Source organism: Oceanobacillus luteolus (genome assembly GCF_042678205.1).
In the GTDB taxonomy this organism is placed as follows: domain Bacteria; phylum Bacillota; class Bacilli; order Bacillales; family Amphibacillaceae; genus Oceanobacillus; species Oceanobacillus luteolus.
Window position 1 is genome coordinate 20839 of record NZ_JBHUDE010000159.1, and the last position, 22828, is coordinate 43666.

The 22828-nt window shown below is 40.5% G+C and carries 27 protein-coding genes, 1 pseudogene and 2 riboswitches; of the genes and pseudogenes, 17 read left to right on the forward strand and 11 right to left on the reverse strand.

From position 1 onward, the window contains the following. Nucleotides 1–9: 9 nt before the first annotated feature. Genes abc-f through ACFSBH_RS18125 form a run of 3 tightly spaced genes read left to right on the forward strand, consistent with a single transcriptional unit; the run spans nucleotide 10 to nucleotide 2340 of the window. Complete coding sequence (gene abc-f / locus ACFSBH_RS18115) at nucleotides 10–1626, forward strand: ribosomal protection-like ABC-F family protein (protein WP_379598961.1); 1617 nt, start codon at nucleotides 10–12, stop codon at nucleotides 1624–1626. Nucleotides 1627–1650: 24 nt separating this feature from the next. Beyond that, nucleotides 1651–1878 (forward strand): hypothetical protein, encoded by a 228-nt coding sequence (locus ACFSBH_RS18120; RefSeq protein ID WP_379598963.1) that lies wholly within the window; start codon nucleotides 1651–1653, stop codon nucleotides 1876–1878. Further along, nucleotides 1879–2340: an ASCH domain-containing protein gene (locus ACFSBH_RS18125; protein WP_379598965.1), complete on the forward strand. Its 462-nt coding sequence runs from the start codon at nucleotides 1879–1881 to the stop codon at nucleotides 2338–2340. Nucleotides 2341–2398: 58 nt separating this feature from the next. Here the strand turns inward: ACFSBH_RS18125 and ACFSBH_RS18130 are convergent, their stop codons facing one another. Further along, nucleotides 2399–3079, reverse strand: a complete 681-nt coding sequence (locus ACFSBH_RS18130) for a hypothetical protein (protein ID WP_379598967.1) — start codon at nucleotides 3077–3079, stop codon at nucleotides 2399–2401. Between the two features lie 225 nt (nucleotides 3080–3304). Between ACFSBH_RS18130 and ACFSBH_RS18135 the strand changes: the two genes are divergently transcribed. Then, complete coding sequence (locus tag ACFSBH_RS18135) at nucleotides 3305–4459, forward strand: glycerate kinase family protein (RefSeq protein ID WP_251515568.1); 1155 nt, start codon at nucleotides 3305–3307, stop codon at nucleotides 4457–4459. A 45-nt stretch (nucleotides 4460–4504) separates the two neighbouring features. Further along, nucleotides 4505–5182, forward strand: coding sequence for a VOC family protein (locus ACFSBH_RS18140; RefSeq protein WP_379598970.1), 678 nt, complete (start codon nucleotides 4505–4507; stop codon nucleotides 5180–5182). A 9-nt stretch (nucleotides 5183–5191) separates the two neighbouring features. Here ACFSBH_RS18140 and ytvI read toward each other — a convergent pair whose 3' ends face one another. Then, nucleotides 5192–6286 carry a sporulation integral membrane protein YtvI gene (ytvI, locus tag ACFSBH_RS18145; RefSeq protein ID WP_379598972.1) on the reverse strand — a complete coding sequence of 365 codons (1095 nt, stop codon included), beginning with the start codon at nucleotides 6284–6286 and terminating at the stop codon, nucleotides 5192–5194. Between the two features lie 185 nt (nucleotides 6287–6471). Then, a riboswitch (SAM riboswitch) is annotated at nucleotides 6472–6579 on the forward strand. Nucleotides 6580–6677: 98 nt separating this feature from the next. On the opposite strand from ytvI, the gene ACFSBH_RS18150 reads away from it, so the two are divergent. Together ACFSBH_RS18150 and ACFSBH_RS18155 are read left to right on the forward strand one after the other, a co-directional pair. Continuing rightward, nucleotides 6678–7004 (forward strand): hypothetical protein, encoded by a 327-nt coding sequence (locus ACFSBH_RS18150; RefSeq protein WP_251515564.1) that lies wholly within the window; start codon nucleotides 6678–6680, stop codon nucleotides 7002–7004. 28 nt (nucleotides 7005–7032) lie between these two features. Further along, complete coding sequence (locus ACFSBH_RS18155; protein ID WP_379598975.1) at nucleotides 7033–7833, forward strand: nucleotidyltransferase domain-containing protein; 801 nt, start codon at nucleotides 7033–7035, stop codon at nucleotides 7831–7833. Between the two features lie 47 nt (nucleotides 7834–7880). Here the strand turns inward: ACFSBH_RS18155 and ACFSBH_RS18160 are convergent, their stop codons facing one another. Next, nucleotides 7881–8237 carry a DUF779 domain-containing protein gene (locus tag ACFSBH_RS18160; protein ID WP_251515562.1) on the reverse strand — a complete coding sequence of 119 codons (357 nt, stop codon included), beginning with the start codon at nucleotides 8235–8237 and terminating at the stop codon, nucleotides 7881–7883. Nucleotides 8238–8310: 73 nt separating this feature from the next. Continuing rightward, nucleotides 8311–9831, reverse strand: coding sequence for an aldehyde dehydrogenase (adh, locus tag ACFSBH_RS18165; RefSeq protein ID WP_379598977.1), 1521 nt, complete (start codon nucleotides 9829–9831; stop codon nucleotides 8311–8313). 198 nt (nucleotides 9832–10029) lie between these two features. Here adh and ACFSBH_RS18170 point away from each other — a divergent pair, with 198 nt between their 5' ends. Then, nucleotides 10030–10464 carry a VOC family protein gene (locus tag ACFSBH_RS18170; protein ID WP_379598979.1) on the forward strand — a complete coding sequence of 145 codons (435 nt, stop codon included), beginning with the start codon at nucleotides 10030–10032 and terminating at the stop codon, nucleotides 10462–10464. A 157-nt stretch (nucleotides 10465–10621) separates the two neighbouring features. On the opposite strand, the gene ACFSBH_RS18175 is transcribed toward ACFSBH_RS18170, so the two are convergent. Continuing rightward, on the reverse strand, nucleotides 10622–11845 hold the full coding sequence (locus ACFSBH_RS18175) for an MFS transporter (protein WP_251515559.1): 1224 nt from the start codon (nucleotides 11843–11845) through the stop codon (nucleotides 10622–10624). Between the two features lie 139 nt (nucleotides 11846–11984). Here ACFSBH_RS18175 and ACFSBH_RS18180 point away from each other — a divergent pair, with 139 nt between their 5' ends. Then, nucleotides 11985–13655, forward strand: a complete 1671-nt coding sequence (locus ACFSBH_RS18180; RefSeq protein WP_379598981.1) for an ABC transporter substrate-binding protein — start codon at nucleotides 11985–11987, stop codon at nucleotides 13653–13655. A 68-nt stretch (nucleotides 13656–13723) separates the two neighbouring features. Here ACFSBH_RS18180 and ACFSBH_RS18185 read toward each other — a convergent pair whose 3' ends face one another. Both ACFSBH_RS18185 and ACFSBH_RS18190 read right to left on the reverse strand, forming a co-directional pair. After that, nucleotides 13724–14200, reverse strand: a complete 477-nt coding sequence (locus ACFSBH_RS18185) for an SRPBCC family protein (protein ID WP_379598983.1) — start codon at nucleotides 14198–14200, stop codon at nucleotides 13724–13726. A gap of 32 nt (nucleotides 14201–14232) precedes the next feature. After that, nucleotides 14233–14607, reverse strand: a complete 375-nt coding sequence (locus ACFSBH_RS18190; protein WP_379598985.1) for a DUF488 domain-containing protein — start codon at nucleotides 14605–14607, stop codon at nucleotides 14233–14235. 118 nt (nucleotides 14608–14725) lie between these two features. On the opposite strand from ACFSBH_RS18190, the gene ACFSBH_RS18195 reads away from it, so the two are divergent. Together ACFSBH_RS18195 and ACFSBH_RS18200 are read left to right on the forward strand one after the other, a co-directional pair. Further along, entirely contained in the window at nucleotides 14726–15568 is an 843-nt protein-coding gene (locus tag ACFSBH_RS18195; RefSeq protein WP_379599002.1) for a patatin-like phospholipase family protein, read from the forward strand. A gap of 15 nt (nucleotides 15569–15583) precedes the next feature. Further along, complete coding sequence (locus tag ACFSBH_RS18200) at nucleotides 15584–16099, forward strand: GNAT family N-acetyltransferase (protein WP_379598987.1); 516 nt, start codon at nucleotides 15584–15586, stop codon at nucleotides 16097–16099. A gap of 254 nt (nucleotides 16100–16353) precedes the next feature. Here the strand turns inward: ACFSBH_RS18200 and ACFSBH_RS18205 are convergent, their stop codons facing one another. Then, on the reverse strand, nucleotides 16354–16791 hold the full coding sequence (locus tag ACFSBH_RS18205) for a hypothetical protein (RefSeq protein ID WP_251515546.1): 438 nt from the start codon (nucleotides 16789–16791) through the stop codon (nucleotides 16354–16356). 256 nt (nucleotides 16792–17047) lie between these two features. On the opposite strand from ACFSBH_RS18205, the gene ACFSBH_RS18210 reads away from it, so the two are divergent. From ACFSBH_RS18210 to ACFSBH_RS18235, 6 genes are all read left to right on the forward strand, one after another. Continuing rightward, nucleotides 17048–18235: a vWA domain-containing protein gene (locus ACFSBH_RS18210; RefSeq protein WP_379598989.1), complete on the forward strand. Its 1188-nt coding sequence runs from the start codon at nucleotides 17048–17050 to the stop codon at nucleotides 18233–18235. 27 nt (nucleotides 18236–18262) lie between these two features. Next, nucleotides 18263–18448, forward strand: coding sequence for a hypothetical protein (locus ACFSBH_RS18215; RefSeq protein WP_379598991.1), 186 nt, complete (start codon nucleotides 18263–18265; stop codon nucleotides 18446–18448). Between the two features lie 117 nt (nucleotides 18449–18565). Further along, nucleotides 18566–18922, forward strand: coding sequence for a hypothetical protein (locus ACFSBH_RS18220; protein WP_251515540.1), 357 nt, complete (start codon nucleotides 18566–18568; stop codon nucleotides 18920–18922). A gap of 156 nt (nucleotides 18923–19078) precedes the next feature. Further along, entirely contained in the window at nucleotides 19079–19546 is a 468-nt protein-coding gene (locus ACFSBH_RS18225) for an SAM-dependent methyltransferase (protein ID WP_251518054.1), read from the forward strand. Between the two features lie 53 nt (nucleotides 19547–19599). Then, entirely contained in the window at nucleotides 19600–20004 is a 405-nt protein-coding gene (locus tag ACFSBH_RS18230; RefSeq protein WP_379598993.1) for a VOC family protein, read from the forward strand. Beyond that, nucleotides 20001–20597: a Rossmann-fold NAD(P)-binding domain-containing protein gene (locus ACFSBH_RS18235; protein WP_379598995.1), complete on the forward strand. Its 597-nt coding sequence runs from the start codon at nucleotides 20001–20003 to the stop codon at nucleotides 20595–20597. Before ACFSBH_RS18230 ends, ACFSBH_RS18235 begins: the two co-directional genes overlap by 4 nt. A gap of 35 nt (nucleotides 20598–20632) precedes the next feature. Here ACFSBH_RS18235 and ribH read toward each other — a convergent pair whose 3' ends face one another. The 3 genes and pseudogenes from ribH to ribE form a co-directional block, all read right to left on the reverse strand. Then, a complete protein-coding gene (gene ribH / locus ACFSBH_RS18240; RefSeq protein ID WP_251517631.1) occupies nucleotides 20633–21106 on the reverse strand; it encodes a 6,7-dimethyl-8-ribityllumazine synthase in 474 nt (157 codons plus the stop codon). A gap of 64 nt (nucleotides 21107–21170) precedes the next feature. Next, nucleotides 21171–21758: pseudogene (ribB, locus tag ACFSBH_RS18245) on the reverse strand (3,4-dihydroxy-2-butanone-4-phosphate synthase); the annotation flags it as partial. 16 nt (nucleotides 21759–21774) lie between these two features. Further along, nucleotides 21775–22428 (reverse strand): riboflavin synthase, encoded by a 654-nt coding sequence (ribE, locus tag ACFSBH_RS18250; protein ID WP_251517635.1) that lies wholly within the window; start codon nucleotides 22426–22428, stop codon nucleotides 21775–21777. Nucleotides 22429–22656: 228 nt separating this feature from the next. Next, nucleotides 22657–22804, reverse strand: a riboswitch (FMN riboswitch). Between the last annotated feature and the right edge of the window lie 24 nt (nucleotides 22805–22828).

Here is a 22828-nt window from a genome sequence, read left to right on the forward strand (position 1 = left end):
AGGATAAAAATGATAATTTGTAGTGTAAACGATATTGCCAAAATGTACGGTGGTAACATGATTTTTGAAAATCTATCGTTTGAGATAAAAGAAAATGAAAGAGTCGCTTTAGTGGGAAGGAACGGAAGTGGAAAAACGACATTGCTTCGTCTGCTTTCAGGTGAGGAGTTGGTCGATGCCGGAAAGATTCATTGGAAAAAGGGTGCCTCCATCGGCTATTTGAAACAGCTTCCGGAAGAGTCGCAGGGTACAGCATGGGATGTACTGAAAAGGGCTTTTTCAGATTTAACTAACATGGAATATAAAATGAAGAAGATGGAAGAACGAATGGCAAGTGAGTCTGACACGGAGGAATTGGAAAAATTGGTGTCCGAATACGGCAAGCTGCAGGAACAGTTTTCTATACAAGGCGGCTATGAAATGGAAGCAAGTATGGAGAAAATTGTTCACGGGTTAGACATGGTCGATTTTATAGATCAAGCTTTTTCCAGTTTAAGTGGAGGAGAGAAGACGAAGGTCGGACTCGGTCAGCTGTTGCTTCAGGAACCAGAATTGTTATTGCTGGATGAACCAACGAATCATCTCGATTTACTGGCTGTAGAATGGCTCGAAGAATTTTTAAAGAATTATAAAGGAACTGTCCTCGTCATTTCACATGACCGCTATTTCCTTGATGAAGTGGTCGATAAAATACTTGATTTAGAGGATGGGGAGCTGATGACGTACCACACCAATTTTTCTGGATTTGTGGAAGAAAAAGAGAAAAGGTTATTAAAGGCTTTCCAAGATTATGAGGAGCAACAGAAGAAAATCAAGAAGGTGAAAGAAGCGATCAAGCGGCTTCGGGACTGGGCTAACCGGGCAAATCCACCGAATGCTGATCTACATCGAAGGGCGCGTAATATGGAAAGAGCGCTAGAAAGAATGGAGAAATTGAATCGCCCAGTAATGCAACGGAAGAAAATGGACTTGGAAATGGAGGCCTCTGATCGAAGCGGGAAGGACGTCATCCAATTGCGGAACGTCTGTAAAAGATTTGGGGATAAGCAATTATTCCAGGATGTGTCGATGCATCTTGTTTATCAAAATCGAGCAGCAATCATCGGTCAGAATGGTACAGGAAAATCTACAATACTGAAAATGATATTAGGAGAAATGACGGCTGACGAGGGCGAGGTTCGTGTCGGTAGTAATGTTAAAATCGGATATTTGTCACAGCATGTTTTCCAAGAGGCCGCCGATGAAACAGTATTGGATGCATTCCGGGATAAGGTGAAGGTGACTGAAGGTGAGGCAAGGGGGATACTGGCCAAGTTCATGTTTTATGGTCATACAGTTTTTCAAAAAGTTTCCGGCTTAAGTGGTGGTGAACGTATGCGGCTAAGATTGGCGCAGCTTATGCACCAGGATGTGAATCTATTGATTTTAGATGAACCGACAAACCACTTGGATATCGACTCACGGGAAGTATTGGAAGAAGCGCTGGAGGATTATAATGGTACGATTCTAGCTGTCTCTCATGACCGTTATTTCTTGAATAAATTATTTGAGAAGATCTATTGGCTTGAAGATAGGAAAATGTATCATTTCGACGGCAGTTATACATGGGCAAGGGAGAAGATGTAAGAGCAGAGACAGCATCGAATCGAATTGGGTGCCAGTGAAAAGAAACAGGCTCCAAGACAGCGAAATTCATCGTTGCAAAAAGATTCGGGACTTAAAGTAGAGGAAGAACTAGATGCTTTAGAGAAGAAAATAAATGAACTGGATGACAAACTGTTAGAGATTGAGGATGTTGAGATATTACAAGAGATGTATAGTGAAAAAGAAGCTTTGGAAAAGAAATGGGAAACATTAGTCGAAAGCATAGAAAGGTAGATGAATATGAAAAATCAATCGGTCATAAACATGTGGAATGAGTTCTGTAAGACAAATCCAGCTGCACCTGAAACATATGATGCGTGGGCATTTGGTGATTCTAAAGAATCGGCGGATGAGCTTGCAGAGTTGGTCTTTGACGGAACAAAAACAGCAACATCATCATTGCATTTACTGTACGAATTGGAAAACGAGGAGTTGCCTTACGTGGGATTACACAATGTGATTCTTAATGGTAAGGAACAAGCGGTTGGCATGATCGAAACGACATCAATAGAGTTGATCCCATTTCATGAAGTCTCGGCAGAACATGCTTATCTGGAGGGTGAGGGGGACCGTTCACTTGCTTATTGGAGGAAGGTCCATGAAGATTTTTTTGCACGTGAATTGAAGGGAATAAAAAGAGAATTTGAAGAGGATATGTTGATTGTCTGTGAACGGTTTAAAGTGGTATATAGGTAATCAGGAATGAAGAAAAGCAGATCGATCTAAAGGATTGATCTGCTTTTCATGCATAGTGCTAGATTCTATTTCTCATCGTTCCCGTCCGTAAATACGGTCGTTGTTTCTCTTCTCTTGTATCTGCATAACCAGGCAGTGGAACCATAGAAAAGATGAATAGACAAATAAAGATGGCGACATTACCTGTCATCGTCAATTCAAGATGCGGAAACAGGGTAGCAATAACCAGTGGATATAATAGGATCAAGCAGCTGGTAGTGAGCAACTGGCATGCTGTACCGACAAGTTTTGTTTCCAAGTATTTGTGGCTCCGCCGGTAAGGGAAAATCATCCGGATTTTCCTTGCGATGCTATAGAAGAATTTTGTGACTCCTGTCTTGGCAAGGAATCGTAAAGCGATAAAATATAAGATAATGTACATGATTCCATAAGTAAAAGCAAATTGCATCAGACCATAACCATCAGGTTCAGGTGCCAGAAGATGAACCGCTTCTCCATTCGCAAAAAATTGCGGCTCTCCTAATACCAACGGGTGAATGAAGATGATCAACCCGACGAGCAAGCTGATGATGACAGTAAATACAGCAAGCATAGCAACCTGCAACAGTACCAACAACAGCTTACCTAAAAACTTGAATAGAGAAGAAAGTATACGAGAACGGCTCACCAAGGAGACAATGATCACAAAAAATATGACAACTCCGAAAAGAATCCCATAATTAAATAATGTTTCTATCAAACTTCTCCCTCCCTTTCTTATGATTTAACTATACTATCCATTATTTTCCTAGGGGCCATTCTGCCTATTTAGGTCTGCCTATTAGAGCGATAGTAATGATATATAGAGAGTTATCTAGCTAATTTGATTTGAAGGTTCGGCTCATCCAGTATATATTCAAATCAGATAGGGAGCTGAATGAGTTGAGAGCAGTTTTAATATATAGTCTATGTTAGGAGGCAGAATATGAAGGTGTTGATAGCTATTGATTCTTTCAAGGGCAGCATTACTTCTAAAAAAGCGAGTGAAGCTATAGCTTCAGGTATTTATGATGTATATCCAGAAGCAGAGATTAATCGAATTCCTCTCGGAGATGGTGGGGAAGGGACGGTGGAAGCACTTATTGAAGCTTCGAACGGTAGATGGGTGAAAAAGGAAGTACAAGGGCCATTGACAGAAAAGGTCATCGCTTCATATGGAATTTCTGGGGATGGGAAGACCGCTATGATAGAGGTAGCTGAAGCTTGTGGACTTCCGCTCGTACCAACTGAGCGAAGAAATCCATTAAAAACAACAACATATGGAGTCGGCGAGCTCATAGTTGATGCGATGGAAAAAGGTTGCCGGAAATTTATCATTGGTTTAGGTGGCAGTTCCACGAACGATGCTGGTGTAGGTATGCTGCAAGCGTTAGGTTTTCAGTTTCTGGATGAACAGTTACTAGAAGTGACCTCAGGAGGAGAGGCGCTGAAAAAGATCGAACATATTCGTACAGACAACGTTCATCCATTATTAAATAAGTGCCAATTTCAAGTAGCCTGTGATGTGAATAATCATCTCTACGGTGAAAATGGAGCGGCCCACGTGTACGGCCCACAAAAAGGTGCCTCCCAAGAAATGGTCGAGCAGTTAGATGAAGGTCTTCGGCATTTCGCGGATATTGTGCAAGATGTTTTGGAAATAGATATTCATGCTATTGAAGGAGCAGGTGCAGCTGGAGGTCTTGGTGCAGCATTTGCAGGATTTTTACAAGCAAGCTTAGAATCCGGAATAGAGCTCGTGTTGGAATTTACGGCTATGGAAACGTATGTAAAAGAGGTGGATATAGTGATAACCGGGGAAGGGATGTTGGATGGACAGACATCAATGGGAAAAGCTCCACTCGGCATTGCAGCGCTAGCTAAAAAGCATGGTGTACCAGTGATTGCCCTCGCTGGCGGTGTGAATCATGAAAACTTCCAATTGAATGAACAAGGGATGACAGCCTGTTTTTCTATCTTACATGCTCCTTTGTCTCTGGATGAGGCGATGGACTTTGATACAACTTATCGAAACCTAGAGTTTACTACTAATCAACTATTTCGTTTGATTGAGGGAATGCAGTTGAGAAAGAATCGTTAAAGCATTGATGATACAAAGTATGGATGGATAAGGGGTGGGTTTGTCATGGAAATAGAACGATTGACTCTTCAAACTAAAAGCATTAGGGAAATGAAAGAATTTTATGTAGATACTTTCGGATTTCCGCTAGTAATGGAAGATGAAAATAGATTTCGTATCCAAGCAGGCTCTAGTGAGTTGGAATTCACAACAGAAAATGTAAAAGGTGATCCGTATTATCATTTTGCTTTTAACATTTTTGCAAATAAATTCGAAGAAGCTAAATCATGGGTTAAAGAAAGAGTGCCATTGAACGAAAATGAGGGGGAAGATGAAGTTTATTTCTCCTACTCTGATGCCCATGCATTCTATTTTTATGATCCTGCTGGTAATGTAGTAGAGTTTATCTCCAGACATTCTATCTCGGAAAGGGGAGAAGGGCCATTCTCTGTAGAAGATGTACTAAATATTAGTGAAATTGGCCTTACAGTTGAGGATGTTGTAACTGTTGGAAATAGATTGATTGAAATTGGTATCCATGAACGGGATGATAAACCAATCAGCATCACATCGCTTAACTTTATGGGAGAGAAATCTAAGGGGATTTTTATCATCCTCAATAAACCTGGAAGGCAATGGTTCTTCTCAGATAAAATATCTGCGGTTTACCCATTGGAGATTACCACTTCCAATCAGTATCGAATTTCTGTTGATTCCAATAAAGTAGATGTATATCGAAAGTAAAAGAGCGGATTAATCAGGTTTTATGCCTGATTGATCCGCTTTAGCAGTAAGTTTGAACAGACCAGCTTCTTTTGCTGTTTGAAATGCGATATAGACGAATGGCCCGAAAATCAACCCGAGTATGCCTCCGAATACATATCCAAAATACATCGATAAAACCGTTGGAAGGGCAGCTAACCCAATAGAGTCACCCAATACTTTCGGTTCAATGATCCGGCGCAGAACAAGTAATACAACCGTCAGCACGAGAAGCTGGATTCCTGTAAATGTATTTCCGAGAATCATTGCAAATATTCCCCATGGTACAAGGACCAAAGCTGGACCGACATAGAGCGGAATGATGTCGACCACCCAAATAACTATCGACATGATCAAGGCGGATCCAGGTGCGATAAATTTGAGGCTGATATAACATAAAATGAATACACCGACACTCAAAATGAACTGTGCTTTCCAGTACCCGAGAAACACTTCACCCATCCGCTTAGAAACGACTTGAAGCTTTTTGGATAGATCAGAGCTGAACCAACTCCAGAAGATTTTCTTCACTCTTGGTAATTCCAAGCTGAATAAAAAAAGAGCAATCAAGAAGAAAAGCGATACAAAAATCAAATTTGGAATCGCAGACACCATACTTTGTACAAAGGAGCCAATCCCAGTAATAATAGAGGTGGTGATACTTAAAGCAGTCTGCATGAAGTCAGAAGACAGAGCCTCCAATTCTTCAATGATCACATCCGCCATCGGTACTTCCTGGAGAAAGAGATAGAAGCTTTCAATATTTGTTTCGATGAATTTCTGTATTTCCACCGCATAGCTAGGAATCTGAAATGCCCAGCTGTAGAGAATATCAAATACAACGACGACAGTAAAATAAATCAACAGTCCGCTAAGAACTAAAAAGGAAAGAAAGGTGATGAGTACGGGTAATATTCGTTTTTGCCATTTAAATCGCTTCATCAGAAAACGGACAAATGGCTCAAAAATCAAAGCGAGTAAAAATGCCAGCAGAATCGGGGAGATTTGTGAGAAATAAAAATATGTAATAAGTATACCAATAACGATAAGTATTCCAATTATAATACGTTTTGCAATTACGTTCATTGTGCCCATCTAAATAGCAGCTCACCTTTCGAATTCAGATTGATAAATTCATATAAAAGTTATACTTATTATAACAGGTTAAGAGATGAAATTCGTGATTGAAATCATTTTATTTCGAATGAATCGTGTTATTCAAGAACTTTACAAACTGTGAATCTTGTGATAAAACATAATTACAACTTAATCAGTTATCAAGAGTGAATGAGAGAACTGGCTCGATGACTTCACAGCAACCTGCTCGAACAAGTAAGGTGCTCCACCCAGCAAAGCGAAACTGCTTTGGATGATAACAAGAGGAACGGAAAACTTTCGCCCTTTGTTGCACTCCGTATGCAGCAAAGGGCGTTCTTTTTGTTATCCTCCAGGAAAATTAAAGGAGGAATAGAATAAGATGAATACGAGTGGATGGATTAGAGGAATGATTGCCAAAAATTATGAGAGTGAAGACTTCCTGCTATTTGTTGGTGAGGGAATAGAGCGGCAACTTCTGGAATGGGACGGAAACTATGCGGTGAACATTATGAAATTGGCAGATTATCATTTTATCGTGAGATTAGAGGAAACATATTATGAAACTGTCATCTCTGAAAGACGAATTGCTGAACTGCAGGCGACCGGTCCATTTGCTTTGGATGCGGAAATTTGGAATGGATTGGTACAGGATGGATTGTCGATCGTCAAAGGGTATGGGAATTATTTGGAATATGTAGGGTTATGATCTGTACGGAAGAGGGGAGTCATTCACAATGACAAGGTTAAAAGCTGGGTATGGTCTTGACAATCAAGGATATATTATAAGTGATGTAAGTGTGGAGAAGATAAATCCTGTTTTCCTGCCTTGCATTAGGGATTCTGTTGAACGTCTTCGAGTGTTATTTCAATATCAGCTTCACAGTGTTTATGTGTACGGAAGTGTGCCCAGAGGAGATGCGGTAATTTCTAAATCGGACTTGGATGTCATCGCGATGTTTCATGGTGAACTAAGTTCGAGAGAGAAGTCTGTGTTAAAGGAGCTTGCTCAAGGGTTATCTGCCCAATATGAATCCTTGGTTCGTGATGTCGGAATAGCAGTTGCGAATTATCAAGATATCATGGATCCTAAGAATTATTATGAAAATGCCTTTATCAAGGAAATATCTGTTTGTGTATTCGGTGAAGACGTAGGGGAGCAATTTGGTCCGTATAAATTATCAGCTGAAATCGCAATTAGTTTTAACGGAGATATTGGTGACATGCTTGCTAGAACGCTGGAAAAGTTAAATAAGGCTTCTGAGAAAGAGTGGCATACAGTTGTGCAAAACTTTTCCCGTAAACTGATTCGAACCTATTATTCCATGGTGATGGTACGCTCGCAAATATGGACGACACGCCTTGCTGAACAGGCGGAAGTCTTTATAAAGTATTTCCCTGAGAAAACATCTGTTGTCAGGAGGCTACTGGAATGGGTGAATGAACCACCACAGGACCAGGAAACAGTCTATGAATTATTTGAAATGGAAGGAAACTGGGCTGCTCATAACTTTCATAAGGAAGTTATTATAAATTAGCAGGGTCCTCTTGGGTTAAGGGCCCGGATACAGGTTCTTATAGAATATTAGAGAGCTAACTCTTTTCTTTCTTCCTCCGTAAATACCCTTGAGCGTGTTAAAAAACGCTTCCCTTCAGGACCTTCCAAGGAAAACATACCGCCTCTGCCATCGACGACATCAATGATCAATTGAGTATGTTTCCAGTATTCATATTGGTCTTTTGACATGTAAAAGGGTGTGTCGCCAATTTTACCGAGTAAAACATCTGATTCTCCGGTACGGAATTCATCACGTGGATAACACATCGGCGAGCTTCCATCACAACAGCCGCCAGATTGATGAAACATGAGTGGCCCATGGATATATTTCAGCTTATCGATTAACTGCAATGCGGTATCTGTTGCAATCACACGTTCAACCATCGCAATCCCTCCTTGCTAGTAACCTATGCAAAAAAGGAGCTAATCTTTCGTTGAATTAGCTCCTTTCCTTCTATTAGAACAATCCAGCAGGCCCTTCACTATAGCTGATCAGCAAGTTCTTTGTTTGCTGGTAGTGGGAGAGCATCATTGCATGGTTTTCCCGACCGATTCCTGACTTTTTATAGCCTCCGAATGCTGCGTGGGCAGGGTATTGATGATACGTGTTCGTCCAGACACGTCCAGCTTGAATCTCACGTCCGAAACGGTATGCCGTATTAATATTACGTGTCCAAACCCCGGCACCTAGTCCATACAGTGTGTCGTTCGCAATCTCCAGTGCTTCTTCTTTATCTTTGAATGTTGTTACGGAAACTACGGGACCGAAAATTTCTTCTTGGAAAATCCGCATTTTATTGTTTCCTTTGAAGATAGTCGGCTCTACATAATAACCGTTTGAAAGTTCTCCTTCGAGACGATTCACATTGCCGCCATGAAGAACTTCCGCGCCTTCTTGTTTTCCGATATCGAGGTAGGAAGTGATTTTTTCCATTTGCTCCGTAGAGGCTTGAGCACCCATCATTGTTGTAGTATCAAGTGGATGACCGATCTTAATTTCTTTCACGCGTGCAAGGGCTCGGTCCATAAATTCATCATAAATCGATTCATGAATCAAAGCGCGGGAAGGACAAGTACAAACTTCTCCTTGGTTTAACGCGAACATTGTAAATCCTTCCACCGCTTTATCGAGGAATCCGTCATCCTGATCGAACACATCTTCAAAAAAGATATTCGGAGATTTTCCGCCGAGTTCTAAAGTTACTGGAATGATATTCTCTGACGCATATTGCATGATGAGTCGGCCAGTAGTCGTTTCACCAGTGAAAGCGACCTTTTGAATGCCAGGATGTGTGGCAAGCGGTTTTCCTGCTTCGAGTCCAAAGCCATTTACTACGTTGAGTACTCCCGGTGGTAATAGGTCATGAATCAACTCAAGCAGAACATGAATTGATGCAGGTGTTTGTTCCGCTGGTTTTAATACGACACAGTTTCCAGTAGCAAGTGCCGGAGCCAGCTTCCAAGTTGCCATCAAGAGTGGGAAGTTCCAAGGAATGATTTGTCCAACAACTCCAAGCGGCTCATGGAAGTGATAAGCTACCGTATCATTGTCGATTTGGCTGATGCCGCCTTCTTGCGCACGAATCGCACTTGCAAAATAACGGAAATGATCAATTGCTAAAGGCAAGTCTGCTGCTAACGGTTCCCGGACCGCTTTTCCATTATCCCAACTCTCTGCAACAGCGAGCTTCTCCATATTTTCTTCCATGCGCCTGGCGATCTCATTTAATATATTTGCCCGTTCGGCAACCGACGTTTTGCCCCAAGTATCTTTTGCTTCCGTCGCTGCTTGAACAGCCAGGTCCACATCTTCCTTCGTCGACCGTGCAATTTCACAGAACGCTTCTCCTGTTACCGGACTGACATTTTCGAAATACATCCCTTTAACCGGCTGACGATATTCGCCTCCAATATAGTTATCATACCGAACCTTGAAATGAACGACTGCACCTTCCGTGTTCGGATTTTTGTACCTCATATTAAATTCCTCTCCTTTGATTATAGTTACTAGGATGAATGAGCATGATGCTTGTCCTTATTACAAACGTATGCTGTATGAACGGGAAAAATTCTAATGTTCATAGGAATAAATCGAGGAGTAGAGAGGGAAGCTGTCATCAGAGATGTTATGAAGTTTAATATGGAAATCGATTAATTTACAAAGGAGTGACTCTTAATGGTCGGAGTAGAACTGGATATGGTGGTGCCGGATAGTATTAAGGCTCTGGAATTGTATGAGAGGATTTTTGATATTGAACGTGAAGAAGTAACTGACTTTTCGCGTGGTGAAAATGAAGTCATCTTTACTTTATATGGTGTTCGTTTTCATCTTTTGGATGAAAATCCGCAATTTCATTTGATTGCTCCAAAGCCGGAAGATTCGAAAACGAGTTGGGTAAATGTAACAGTCCCTAACATTAAGGATACATACAAACAGGCAATGGAAGCGGGATGTACGGAAATACAAGCCGTCACTGAAATACCTGAGATGGGGCTTTCGAATGCAATTTTTACCGATCCATTTGGTTATGTTTGGATGCTGCATGAAGTACATCGGGAAATCAGTAAAGAAGAGATGATGGAGTTTTGGGAAAAGCATCGGAAGCAGTGATGCGGGATGTTGAGTTGAAATGCTCAAGTCGATGGTGAAAATGCTCAGATTTACAAATAAATGCTCAAGTTCACAGCAAAAATGCTCAATCTCACATGTTTTATGCTCAAGTTTAACATTCATCGGGTTAGAAGGTGACTCCTCCTAACCCGATTTTTTATACGAGCTTACGAAACGGGTGGAAAAAAAGGCGAATAAACAATATGAACAAGATGCACGATGAGATGGCAAATAAAATAGGAATTGGCAACCACTCGGCCCAGAGGCCTGCAATTAATAACCCGAGTGGAAGGGTTAACTTCATAAGCATGGAAGAAGTCCCTGCTACTCTGCCAAGCAAATGATTCGGCGTGAATTCTTGCCGGATTGTAAAATAAACAATGTTAGATAATGTGGTGGAAAATGTACGGATGCCAAGGGCAATTCCGATTGTCCACCATGTTGGCGCAAAGATTAAGCTCGTGATGCCAATCACATCAATCAACAAGCAAAAGGTATAAATATTTCCTCTACCGAACTTTTTCCGGATTTGGCTGATGAAAGCCGCCCCAATCAGTCCTCCTGCAGCAGAAATCGTAAACATCAGTCCGACTTCTGCCTCGGTCGCCCCGAGTTGATCGGTGACGTAAAAAACGAGGACGCCAATGACAAGACTCGCAGCAAAATTGACAAATAAGACTGTAATCGTCGGAGTGAGTAATGTTTTATTCTGGAATAATTCTACCAGCCCCTCTTTCATTTCTGTCCAAATACCGGTTTGTCTGCTCGTTTCTTTTGCAGCAGAAGGCAATTTAATGGAACGGATGCACAGCAATAAAATAAGCAGGCAAAATAAATACAGGGCGAATGTCGACGTAAAAGAAAAAGCAGCAAGGAATGCTCCGGCCATTCCTGGTCCAGCTGTTTGAACGATGGTGCTCATAAAGGTCAGCTTGGCATTAGCTGATGTAAGCTGCTCTTTTTCCACAATCTGCGGGATAATCGAGTGGCTCGCATTTCCAAAAGTGTAGCCTGCACAGGAAAGGATAAAGCCTAAGATGTACAAATGCCAAAGTTCAAGCTGACTGACAAGGAGCAACAGTACAATGCCGAGCACACAGGCAAATTGGATAAAACTCGTCCATTGCATCATTTTTTTCCGATTGAATCGGTCGACAAGCACTCCGGCAATCATACCTATAAAAATATTCGGTAGAAATTCAATTGCTCGCATAGCACTCATCGCTATGGCGGATTGGCTCATACTGTAGATTAATAACGGAATTGCAATACTATAAATTTGAAAACCTAAGCTGGAGACGACATTACCTCCCCAGATTAATAGGAAATTTTTATTTTTCCATAGTGTCTGTGTTTCTTCATGAACTTCTCTATTTTCCATATCCTCACCCCGAACGTTGATTGTTCTGTTTCTAATCAAAGTGTATGATAGAAAAAGAGGAACATAAAGTGAATTTTATGAAGATTAGCAGTTCACCTTTTTGGAGGTAAATATGAAATATAGTAATCATTTAAAAAGAATGAACAAATTTTTTACCATACATAAAACATATGAGACTACAATTAAGGATCTTGCAGAGATATTGGATTGTTCAGAGCGTCATGTCAAGACGGTTGTTCGTTATCTGGATAACGAAGGCTATATCACATGGTCTATTCAACGAGGAAGGGGAAAGAAGCCAAGCATCGTATTAAACTACTCTTTAGATGAACTTGAATTGGAAGAGGCGAAGCAGTATATCCGGAAGGGACAGTATAAAGAAGGATTTGCGATGCTGGAAAAAATGGAAGGAAGAATTCAGCTCCAATTTCAGGAATGGATGACAAGTTATATAGCCAGCATCAATAAGAGTGAAGAGGATCTCGATATATTGCGCTATCCATTCTATGAAACAAGGCTGGTGATGGATCCGCTCCATGCGATTTCCAGGCATGATGCCCATATGGTGAAGCAAATCTTTGACCGTTTGGTAGACTTTGATGCTGAAACGAGACAGGTTGTTCCGCAGATTGCCCATCATTTTGAAAGTGAGGATGGAAAAACCTGGACCTTTTATTTGCGAAAAGGTGTCCTGTTCCATCATGGTAAAGAATTGACGAGTGAAGATGTGAAGGCTAGCCTTACTCGTATGATGCCGATAGAAGCGCCGTTGCAAACCATCGATCAAATTCTATGTCAATCAAAATATGTCGTGGAATTTCAACTGCAAGAAATCAATTATTTGTTTCCGCGATATTTGGCTAGTTTAAAAGCATCCATCATTCCGATGGATATTATTGATTCATCCAATTTTCAGGATTTCCCTATCGGTTGTGGGCCATATCAATTGGTTCGGCATGACGATGAAATGATCATATTGGAAGTTTTCAAGGATTACTACGGGTACCGACCTTGGTTGGATCGTATTGAAATTATAAAAACTCCTTTTCCATCGGATGTTTCTGTCCCGGTTTTATTAAGTCCTCCCGATGCCTCGTGGAAAGCGGTAGAGAGGATAGAGGAGGGCGCAGATTTTATTATGTTTAATTGCCGGAAATCTGGCCACTTTCAGAAGGAGAGTTTGCGAGAAAAAATATATAGAATCATCCGACCAGAAGAATTTTGCCTACCTGTGGAGAGGGTTGCGGATAGTTTTTTGACGGAGAGAAATGGGAAGCGACAACCTTCTCTTGATTTTGGTAAGGTGAGGTTTGCAGGGGAAATAAGGATTGCCGCACAACAAATCCGTGAAGGGGTAAATCATCTCCGGGAAGCTGAAATATTAAAACAACAGCTGAATCAAAACGGCATTCAAGCTAAAGTTGAAGCCGTACATGTGAATGATCTTAAGGACAGGCGAGTGCTTGAACGATATGATTTAATCGTATCCGGTGTTGCACTCGGAGAAGACCGGTTACTTTCCTTAATATCTACTTTAACATCGAAACGGATTCCGATATTTAATTGTTTAGTGCCAGATATGCAACAATTCGTATTGGAACAGCTGGAGAATATCAAGGGAACGGACGATGACGGGGAGCGCATGATGTACTACAAGAAAATCGAGGACTATTTGACAGATCATCATGTGATTCGTTTTTTGACCCATCGCTCACATATCGTTTATGAATCTAATGATCACCTTTTTGTAAATATGACCCTTGATAGTAATGGAAGGATCGATTATCGAAAAGTGTGGAAGAGGGGGTGATATCACGTGATAGAGATAAAACGAAGGGTGCTCCTCCTGTTGAAAGCACCCTTTAGCTAGTGACATTATTATTCCTTATCAAAGGCTTTACTATATATTTCTCGTAACGCAGCTGCATTATCTTTCCATTCCACTTTTTCCCCATTAACGATTTGACTCAGTGCACCGAGACAACGGTGCCAACCTGCAGCAGTTTGCACCGCCCAAGAATCATCATCGAAAGTATGGATGAAAATCAATCGGCTGCCCTCATTCTCTTCCTGTAAGGTTATGTTTACTAAGTCACCCACCTCATCAAAGCCGAATTCATGGGGTGGATCTAATTCAGTGATAATCCCTTCATATGTCGATCCTTCTCCATTGTCGAAAGCTATTTTTCCGCCAAGTTTCACATCCATATCTCCAGTGGCAAAAGGATACCATTGCTTGAAGGCTTCAGGGTCTGTTATTACGCGGAAGACATCTTCTCGTTGCAGCGGGAAAAACCGTTCAAATCGTAAAGAATAACGCCCATCTTTCTTTTGTAGTGTACCGTATTCATTCATACATGCATTCTCCTTTGATCTTGTAATTTACTTTAGGAATCTGAAATATTTTCATTATCATGCTCAATCAATTCTTTCAATATCCTGGCCTGATTATTTTCCTCATTTTTCGCGGCAAATAAAAGTGTAACTTTCTCCTCGGAGTTATAGATACTTTTTAATTCCTCGAGTGCTTCTTTTTGTTTCCCTGAGGTCAATTCTTGAAGATACTTTTCTTTAAATGCTGTAAAACTCAGTTCATCATGATGAAAAGACTTTCGCAGTTCGTTTGTTGGGCCGATTTCTTTTAGCCAATGGTCGAGCTTTGCTTCCTCTTTTGATATCCCCCGCGGCCAGAGTCGGTCTACCAATATACGCATTCCATCTGTCTCGGCCGGTTCATCATAAATTCGCTTTATTTTAATCATACATGAATTAATCCTCTCGAGTCGATGTAATCCATAAATTTTTAAATCCGAAGCAGCTTTGTTAGAATAATGATATTCAATTATGGAAATGAATGCAAAAAAAGAGAGGAAATGGTCGATGGTTAATGCAGGACTAGTGCTTGAAGGCGGAGGAATGCGCGGATTATATACAGCTGGTGTTCTTGAATATTTTATGGAGCAGGATTTATATTTTCCTTATATCATTGGAGTTTCAGCTGGAGCTTGTATGGGCGCATCCTATCTATCAAGGCAAAAAGGCAGAAATAAAAAAGTGAATCTCGGATACATAGATGATAAACGCTATATCTCATTTTCAAATTTTATTAAGAAACGGGAAATCTTCGGCATGGATTTTATTTTTGATGAAATCCCCAATAAGCTTGTACCGTTTGATATGGAGGCATTTCGGGAGAGCCCGGAGGAGTTCGTCATTGTTACGACAGATTGTGAAACAGGGGAGCCTGTATACTTTGATAAATCGCAACAGGGAGATGATCTCGTCAAGCTCCTTCGTGCTTCCAGTTCCTTACCGTTTGTGTCATCGAGTGTAGAGTATAAGGGCAAGCATTTGTTGGATGGTGGCATCGTAGATCCAATACCTGTAAAAAAAGCGGAAGGGGATGGCTACCAAAAAAATGTGGTTATCCTCACGAAGCCTGAAGGTTATTTTAAACGTCCAAGCAAATTGTCATCAGTATTGAAATATAAACGCCATCCAAAAATTAGTGAGTTATTACGCGAGCGATATAAACATTATAACGCGACAGTAGAATACATAAATGAGCAGGAAAAGGCCGGTAATGTATTTGTACTAAGACCAAGTGTTTCTTTGCCCGTCGGGAGGATGGAACGTAATAGGGAAAGGTTAGAGGAACTTTACGAGTTAGGCCAGAATGATGCCAGGGAGCAGTTTGCTGCCTTGAAAGATTTTCTTGGATGAAAGAGGGTTGATTTTATGAACGTTAACATCAGGCAAGAAACTCCAAATGATTATAATGCAACTGAACAGGTTGTGGAGCAAGCTTTTGCCAATGCGGAGTTTAGTGATAAAAATGAACATCTGTTAGTTTCCCGAATTAGAAATTCGGAAGGCTTCTTACCAGAGCTTTCCATTGTGGCAACAGAGCCGGAAACCAATAAGTTAGTCGGGCATATCCTTTTGTCGAAAATACAAATTAGAAAAAATGACGGAAAAACGGTGGAATCACTTGCTCTTGCTCCGGTATCCGTTTTGCCAGAGAAGCAAAATAAAGGAATCGGTGGCCTTCTGATTTCCGAGGCGTTAAGAAAAGCGAAAGAACTTGGATATTTTTCAGTTATCGTTTTGGGGCATCCCGAATATTATCCGAAGTTTGGCTTCAAGAGTGCATCTCTTTGGGGGATCAAAGCACCTTTTGAAGTACCGGAATTCGAGGAAGTATTTGAGGAATTGCAGCTAAAACAATGGCGACAAGCAAAGCGAATGAAATAAAGAATGGTGATAAGATTGTTGTGATATCTTCTTTTACCGCCGGCTCTTCTGTAAACCATTTTACGTGAGCACTTATGATGAGTGGAGCTAGGGTGGTACAAAGTATAATTGCTATGATAAACAAACGCCTTTTCATAGAAGCACTTCCTTCATATCAAATCATTCGTCCATAGCTTTTGTTATTATTTTAATTTTATTAGTAACGCCCTCAAGGCAAAAAAATAACAATTTGAGGCAGCATACACCTCAAATTGTTACTTTTTCTTTTCTTCAACTTTCGTGATAATTTCTTTCCGTACAGAAGAAGTTTCCTCTTGGATTGCTTTATTGATTGTTTCAATCAATAGTTCCTTGTTTTTATAGTATGCTTCTTGGGATTTCGTATAGTAATACTTGACGATATCCAAATCAGCAAAATATTCTTTGCCTAAACCTAATAGGAAGGTAACAGGGAGACCGCTGACATCCACTTCTGGCTGCTCAGCAATTACTTCTTCATCTGTATGTACGGCTTGCTCCATAGAAGAAAGTTGAGTGATTATTTTTTTGCGGAATTTCTTTTGAATCCTTTTCTTCTTCGATCGTAGTTGTATTTTATCTTCAACGAAAAGTACAGCATCTTCTTTAGATTCCTGGAGCAGATTTTGCAATTTCAGTAATTCGTCTTTTGTCATGATTTCGGTAATGATCAAAAAGTAAAACTCCCTTGCAATTGATTCTAATTTTCCTAACTATACTATATTACCAAAGAATCCGTGGTTCGTGGTAAAAATAATTAATTTCTTATTTGCCAATTAAATACAAATATTTAAACTCCGTCGATAATACTGAGGCGAAAGGCCCTTGTTGTCGTATTTTATAGGCGTTTTATAGGTATTAAACCTCTAGAAAAATATCTTCACTTTTATATGATTTATACAAATTGTAAATCAAAGAAGAGGTGTCGAATTGAAGAAGTTTGGACTATTTTTGTTGATTACTATGTTGTTTATTTCAGGTTGCAGTGAAGACGAGGAAGCCTCTGCAGAAGATGAGGAGGAAATTTCCCCAGTTGAGGAATCGGTAGAGGATGACACCAATACCGAAGAGTCAACGGAAGATGAACAAAAGGCTTGGTGGGAGGAGGAAGTCGAAGCTTATCAGTTAGAAGATCTCCCACGGGAATTGGAGGAACTGGAGCAGGATCTCGTGCTGAAAGAAGGTATGTTCAGTGGAGATGATTATGATTTTGAGGAGATTAAATTGTTGTTGGATGAACTGCCGATGGATAGCAGTGAGGAAGTATTGGAGTCGGCGATTTTACAATTGATTCGTGAAGATTATCATGAAGAAGTGGAAGTTTTCGTCAAATTTGACCCGACAGTTGATGTTCAAGTTGAAAGTCGAGACGAAGACGTGGACGGACCAGAACAGAAGATTTCCTCCAGCCATTTTGCCATTTTACTGGATGCTAGTGGCAGTATGAATGCAGACAATGGTGGGAAAACGAGAATGGACGCTGCAAAGGAAGCTATCACAGACTTCGTTGATACACTGCCTGAAGACAGTACGATTTCATTACGTGTGTATGGCCATGAAGGCTCGGGAACAGAACAAGATAAAAAGATGTCCTGTGAAGCTACTGAAGTAATTTATAATGACAAAGTTAATCATGAGGACTTTACTAAGTCATTAGAATCCGTAACCCCTGCAGGCTGGACTCCGATTGGATTTGCGCTGGAAGAAGCGGAAAAAGATATTCCTGAAGTTGCTTCCGGTGCCATTGTCTATGTTGTAAGTGATGGGATCGAGACATGTGATGGTGATCCAGTGGCCGCTGCTAAAGCGTTGACTGAAAAAGGCATCGAGCCAATCATCAATATTATTGGTTTCCAAGTTGATGATGAAGCAAGAGAATTATTAGAGGAGGTAGCAGAAGCGGGTAATGGAACTTTCACGTATGCAGGGAATCAGCAAGATTTAGAACAATATTGGCATGATGAATATACTCGGATACAAGAAGCTTGGGAAGAATGGCAACAGGAAGGCATGAAAAATGCTGAAGAAATCTCGAATGAGTTGATGGATTTAGCTGAGGAAAATGGTTTTTCAATCATGGATAAATCCGAACTGGAGTTTGAACGAGCAGAGGAATAAATCGATTATCTTGTAAAGGAACGCGAAATGGAAAAAGCGGAGAATTTATGGATGTTATTTTATGACCGCTCCAGTGCGATATGGATGTATGGATACGATAATCAATCGAAAAACTGGCTGGAAGCTTATGATAATGGGGTAGAAGTATGGCTCCATTATTATGATACTGGAGTAGATAAATGGACGGAGTATTATAATAAAATGTATCGATAAGATAGCTAACATGAGGCTGAAATTCTGTATGTTTCTTCCTCTCATTCCTTTTTAAGCCCTCAATTTCATGCATGTTTATCTCCAAAAAAGGAAAACGTAAAATCAGGAGGAGATACTATGGAGCAGCAACGATATTTATCGATACAAGAATTTAATGATTTATTGCGGCAATGGAGTGGGAAAAGGGTAAAAGTAGTGAAACATGAAATGAGTGACCTTGACGAAACATTAATCAATCTGGACGAAGTTTCATATGCAAAGGAAAATCATGATGAAGATGATTATGAACCCCGTTATGCTCTGCATTTGAATGGTCCGGGGAAGATTGGAACGACGGAGAACAACTTTGAAGACCTGCCATCGGATAAATTTGAAATACCACTGGAAGACGACGCCCTTTATGAATATGACGGTTCACGTTTTCTTTTGACGACATCACGTGGTGTTTATTCGATTGAACTGTTGGAACATTAATGGAAGGAAAGCCATAAACGAAAATGTTTATGGCTTTTTTATTTTTAGCGGGTTTGAGGTTCAAGAAGGAGAAGGGTACTTTTTGTTGAATTTATAGGTAGATAGACAATGTAGCAGTAAATAAGAAAGAAGCTCGAGAGGAGGGAGACGAAACCAATGTATACCATTGAACCTATTGCTGATGTAACTAATCAGCGAACAAGTATTACAGATGACTATTGGGGCTCGGTGTTATCAACCATTGTATTACGTGAAGATATTCCTGCATCGTCATTAAAAGGAATCGAAGCGTTTTCTCACCTGGAAATCATCTTTTTGTTTGATAAGGTACCGGATTCAAAAATTGAGTATGGGGCAAGGCATCCAAGGAACAGAAAGGATTATCCGGAGGTTGGGATTTTTGCTCAAAGAGGAAAAAACAGACCGAATAAATTAGGTGTGACGATGGTGGAGTTGATGGAATTAAAGGATCGAGCAATAATCGTTAGGGGATTAGATGCCATAGATGGAACCCCGGTTATCGATATAAAACCAGTGATGAAAGAATTCCTGCCAAGAGGTGAAATCAGGCAGCCACATTGGTCCAGCTCACTCATGGAACAGTATTGGGAGGGTAAATCGTAGCTTTGACATCTGATTCCTATGTGGCAGATAATATAGATAAAGGAGGATTTTTCTTGTCAAAAGGGGTCATTCACCATATTGAAATTTTTGTATCGGACCTCCATAAGACCGTAGAATTTTGGGGTTGGTTTCTTGAAGAATTGGGCTATTCTCCATTTCAGGAATGGGGAAGTGGACGGAGTTGGCAATTAGGTGATACATATATTGTTTTTGTTCAAGCAGAGGAACGATTTTTAAACGTTCCGTATCATCGTTCCCGAGTCGGACTTAATCATCTCGCATTTCATGGGCAATCACGTCAGCATGTGGATGACATGACTGAGAAGTTAAGGAATAGAGGTGTTAACCTTCTTTATCCTGAAAAGCATCCTTTTGCCGGTGGGGAAAATCATTATGCCGTTTATTTTGAAGACCAGGATAGGATAAAGGTCGAACTTGTGGCACCTGAAGGCGGATGATTTTAGTTGGAGTATTTATTATCAATGTAATTGGGGGAGAATTTGAATTGATTAAAAAGCACGCTCTAGTAATAGGCGGAACAGGAATGCTGAAAGATGTTTCACTGTGGCTGGCAGAGCAAGGATACATCACCTCGGTTGTCGGAAGGAGTGAAAATAAGCATTTGGATTTGAAGAATCAAGCAGAAAATCCGGAGGTAATCCGAAGCATCATGGTGGATTACAACCATCATGATGCTTTGGAAGAGGCAATCAAAAATGCGATAGAACAAGATGGCCCCATATCGTTAGTGGTGAGCTGGATACCTTCTTATCCAGCGTTGGAGTTGGTGGATAAAATAATTTCGCAACATAGTAATACTTGGAAGTTGTATCAAGTAAAAGGCAGCAGAAGATATTTTCAGGATGACCCTTTACATCTCTCGTCCAATTGTGAACATCACAAAGTTTATTTAGGTTTTGTTTTGGAGGATAATCATTCGCGGTGGTTGACTCATAATGAGATAGCAAAAGGGGTCATCAGGAGTATCGAGAATGATTCCAAAGAGTCCATTGTAGGTCAGCTTCATCCGTATGAAAAACGTCCACAATAAAATAAGAAGCAGGATATTCCTGCTTCTTAGATAGATTAAATCTCATTTAAGCTTCTATAAAGATTACCCATTTCAATTGCTGTAACAGCTGCTTCAAATCCTTTGTTGCCCGCTTTTGTTCCAGCTCGTTCGATTGCCTGTTCAATGGAATCGGTTGTCAGAACTCCAAATATGACCGGTACATCGCTATCTAATCCAGTGTTAGCAACACCTTTTGTCACTTCACTGCTTACATAATCGAAATGTGGTGTTGCTCCTCTAATGACGGCACCTAACGTGATGACTGCATCGAATTTACCTTTATCGGCCAACTTTTTAGCTGCCAGTGGAATTTCGAATGCACCTGGTACCCATACAATCGTAATATCTTCTTCGTTTACCCCATGTCTACGGAGTGCATCTTCTGCTCCGCTCAGCAATCTATCCGTAATAAATTCATTAAATCGTCCAGCTACAATCGCTACTTTAAGTCCAGTTCCAATTAAATTTCCTTCGATAATGTTTTTCATTTATATTTCTCCTCTTCTCATTTTATCTGTTATGTGATACGGCCCATTCAGTTTGAACGCTTAAATAATGAATGAGATCTTTAATAGTAATCATTTTCAAATCAAATTTCTCAGCTACGAGCTGTAGATCATTTACCCGGGCCATCGTTCCATCTTCATTCATGATTTCTACAATGACTCCAAGCGGTTTGGCTCCGGCGAGTTTAGCTAAATCAACCGCAGCTTCTGTATGTCCCGGTCTTTCTAACACACCACCGTTTTTCGCGACGAGGGGAAAAATATGTCCTGGTCTTCTGAAATCTTCTGGTGAAGAATCAATTTCACACATTTTTTGAATCGTTAGGGAGCGCTCGTAAGCACTGATGCCAGTTGTCGTTTGAACGTGGTCGATACTGACTGTAAAAGCAGTTTCATGATTATCGGTATTGTTCTCTACCATCGGATGGAGATTCAGTTTTTTAGCAATACTTTCCTCAATAGGAGTACAAATCAAACCTCGACCTTCTTTGGCCATAAAATTTATCGTTTCTGGTGTGATGTAATCAGCCAGGCCGATAAAATCCCCTTCATTTTCCCGATCCTCATCATCACAAACGATAATGACTTTTCCAGATTTTAATTCTTTTACTGCATCCTCGATAGTGGCAAACATACAACCATCCTTTCTATTACATAAAGCCGTTTTTACGTAGGAACTCTGTAGAAATATCTTCCTTTGGTGTTGCCGCTTGCTCTGATTTTCTTAGGAAAGAATAAAGATATTTTCCGATCATATCAAATTCTATATTAACGATATCACCTGTATCTTTTAATCCGAGAACCGTTTCTTTTGCGGTGTGCGGGATAATAGAAACAGTAACGATATCTTCTCGAATGCCGAACACGGTCAAGGAGGTACCGTCCAGTGCGATAGAACCTTTCGGTAAGATGTAATGGATATATTCTGGTGGAAATGAAATATCAATATAGATGGCATTTTCACTAGATTTTTTTCGAACAATTTTTCCAACGGTATCGATATGGCCGGAAACAAAATGCCCGCCAAATCGGCCGCCTGCTCCCATTGCCCGTTCCAGGTTTACTTGCGAACCAGGTTTTAAACGAGAAAGGGAAGTATCTTTATACGTTTCAGGCATCACATCTGCCATAAATGAACGGTTACCGAAATCCGTTACGGTTAGACAAACTCCATTCACAGCGATACTATCACCCAAATTTAAATCGCTCATGATGATGTCACCTTGAATGATGAGGACCAGCGTATTTCCTTTCGTCGTAATTTTTTCAATGGTCCCTAGTTCTTCAACTATACCAGTGAACATGAATAGCCTCCTTTCTATTTTTTTAAAAATGATTAAATGGAATATGGTTAGCTTCGGGGTAAGCAGTCGAGAAGAATGTTGGATGGATGAATCTGCAGCTATGCCAATGAAGAGTATAGAAACACGAAAATAGAGACGTGTCTCCTCATCAATTAAAAATCTCCCTATCTAATCGATAGGGAGATTTTTGCATACGTAAATAAAAGTCCTAAAAAATATGGACTGATCCGTTTCCTTCTCCCATCCAGACTTTACTGTCGGCTTTGGAATCTCACCAAAATCCACCGGTATCAGATAGCTGACACCGGGTCACGGGCTTAGAGAAAAAAATCTCATCACCGCCGGTTGGGAATTTCACCCGACCCCGAAGGAATTCTATTTAATTATTTTCTATTTTATC

Coding starts and splice junctions, on each gene's coding strand:
- ytvI (WP_379598972.1), bottom strand. CDS start 6,286: ATGAACGTAATTGCAAAACGTATTATAATTGGAATACTTATCGTTATT.
- adh (WP_379598977.1), bottom strand. CDS start 9,831: ATGAGGTACAAAAATCCGAACACGGAAGGTGCAGTCGTTCATTTCAAG.
- ACFSBH_RS18220 (WP_251515540.1), top strand. CDS start 18,566: ATGGAGCAGCAACGATATTTATCGATACAAGAATTTAATGATTTATTG.
- ACFSBH_RS18160 (WP_251515562.1), bottom strand. CDS start 8,237: ATGGTTGAACGTGTGATTGCAACAGATACCGCATTGCAGTTAATCGAT.
- ACFSBH_RS18185 (WP_379598983.1), bottom strand. CDS start 14,200: ATGAATGAATACGGTACACTACAAAAGAAAGATGGGCGTTATTCTTTA.
- ribE (WP_251517635.1), bottom strand. CDS start 22,428: ATGTTCACTGGTATAGTTGAAGAACTAGGGACCATTGAAAAAATTACG.
- ACFSBH_RS18175 (WP_251515559.1), bottom strand. CDS start 11,845: ATGGAAAATAGAGAAGTTCATGAAGAAACACAGACACTATGGAAAAAT.
- abc-f (WP_379598961.1), top strand. CDS start 10: ATGATAATTTGTAGTGTAAACGATATTGCCAAAATGTACGGTGGTAAC.
- ACFSBH_RS18150 (WP_251515564.1), top strand. CDS start 6,678: ATGAATACGAGTGGATGGATTAGAGGAATGATTGCCAAAAATTATGAG.
- ACFSBH_RS18225 (WP_251518054.1), top strand. CDS start 19,079: ATGTATACCATTGAACCTATTGCTGATGTAACTAATCAGCGAACAAGT.
- ACFSBH_RS18215 (WP_379598991.1), top strand. CDS start 18,263: ATGGAAAAAGCGGAGAATTTATGGATGTTATTTTATGACCGCTCCAGT.
- ACFSBH_RS18125 (WP_379598965.1), top strand. CDS start 1,879: ATGAATATGAAAAATCAATCGGTCATAAACATGTGGAATGAGTTCTGT.
- ACFSBH_RS18140 (WP_379598970.1), top strand. CDS start 4,505: ATGGAAATAGAACGATTGACTCTTCAAACTAAAAGCATTAGGGAAATG.
- ribH (WP_251517631.1), bottom strand. CDS start 21,106: ATGAAAAACATTATCGAAGGAAATTTAATTGGAACTGGACTTAAAGTA.
- ACFSBH_RS18155 (WP_379598975.1), top strand. CDS start 7,033: ATGACAAGGTTAAAAGCTGGGTATGGTCTTGACAATCAAGGATATATT.
- ACFSBH_RS18135 (WP_251515568.1), top strand. CDS start 3,305: ATGAAGGTGTTGATAGCTATTGATTCTTTCAAGGGCAGCATTACTTCT.
- ACFSBH_RS18190 (WP_379598985.1), bottom strand. CDS start 14,607: ATGATTAAAATAAAGCGAATTTATGATGAACCGGCCGAGACAGATGGA.
- ACFSBH_RS18195 (WP_379599002.1), top strand. CDS start 14,726: ATGGTTAATGCAGGACTAGTGCTTGAAGGCGGAGGAATGCGCGGATTA.
- ACFSBH_RS18200 (WP_379598987.1), top strand. CDS start 15,584: ATGAACGTTAACATCAGGCAAGAAACTCCAAATGATTATAATGCAACT.
- ACFSBH_RS18170 (WP_379598979.1), top strand. CDS start 10,030: ATGGTCGGAGTAGAACTGGATATGGTGGTGCCGGATAGTATTAAGGCT.
- ACFSBH_RS18235 (WP_379598995.1), top strand. CDS start 20,001: ATGATTTTAGTTGGAGTATTTATTATCAATGTAATTGGGGGAGAATTT.
- ACFSBH_RS18180 (WP_379598981.1), top strand. CDS start 11,985: ATGAACAAATTTTTTACCATACATAAAACATATGAGACTACAATTAAG.